The organism is Bacillus sp. ME78, assembly GCF_903970865.1.
GTDB lineage: Bacteria > Bacillota > Bacilli > Bacillales > Bacillaceae_G > Bacillus_A > Bacillus_A cereus.
On the sequence record NZ_CAJCKK010000120.1, the window covers coordinates 1 to 238 of the forward strand.

A 238-nucleotide genomic window follows, 5' to 3' on the forward strand; every position below is an offset into this window, starting at 1 on the left:
GAACGCTGTTCATCAATATAAGTTTCCGTGTTTCGTTTTGTTCAGTTTTGAGAGAACTATCTCTCAAATATAAATGTATGTTCTTTGAAAACTAGATAACAGTGTAGCTCATATTTTTTAATTTTAGTTTGGTTAAGTTAGAAAGGGCGCACGGTGGATGCCTTGACACTAGGAGTCGATGAAGGACGGGACTAACGCCGATATGCTTCGGGGAGCTGTAAGTAAGCTTTGATCCGAA

General features: G+C 39.1%; 1 rRNA gene. It reads left to right on the top strand.

Going from position 1 to position 238, the window contains the following annotated elements:
* Positions 1 to 130: 130 nt before the first annotated feature.
* Positions 131 to 238 (top strand): 23S ribosomal RNA (locus H6481_RS28555); the annotation flags it as partial.